General features: G+C 56.9%; 1 pseudogene. It reads left to right on the forward strand.

Annotation, left to right across the window (positions count from 1 at the left end):
- Positions 1 to 547: pseudogene (locus AAC147_RS10915) on the forward strand (DNA primase); the annotation flags it as partial.

A 547-nucleotide genomic window follows, 5' to 3' on the forward strand; every position in this document is an offset into this window, starting at 1 on the left:
AGAAGCAAACCCTCGAAGGCCTGCTGGCTGAAAATGAGCGGGACTATCTCACCACGTTGCACCAGAACGCCCAGCGGCTGCTGAAACCGCTGAATGTGGTCAATCCGTATGCCAGCCAGTTGACGTTCCTGTCAGACAAAACCCGCACCCGCCGTGACCATATGAAATACCTGACGCTCATTCAGAGTATCGCGCTGTTGCACCAGTACCAACGGGAGATCAAGAGCACTGAGCATCGCGGCAAGCGGCTTGAATATATCGAAGTCAGCAAAGACGATATCCGGCTGGCCAATCAGCTGGCGCACGACATCTTAGGCCGGACGCTGGACGAAATGCCGCCGCAGACGCGCAAGCTGTTATTGCTGATCCAGCAGATGGCGAACGAGATGGCCGCGGCCGGGCAGCAGACGTTACGGGAAGTGCGCTTTACCCGGCGGGATATCCGCGACTTTACTCAATGGAGTGATAATCAACTCAAAGTGCATTGCCAGCGGTTGGCTGAGATGGAATACCTGCTGATCCACGGCGGCAGTCGCGGGCACCTGCT

Source organism: Xenorhabdus sp. NBAII XenSa04, assembly GCF_963866145.1.
GTDB classification, from domain to species: Bacteria; Pseudomonadota; Gammaproteobacteria; order Enterobacterales; family Enterobacteriaceae; genus Xenorhabdus; species Xenorhabdus indica.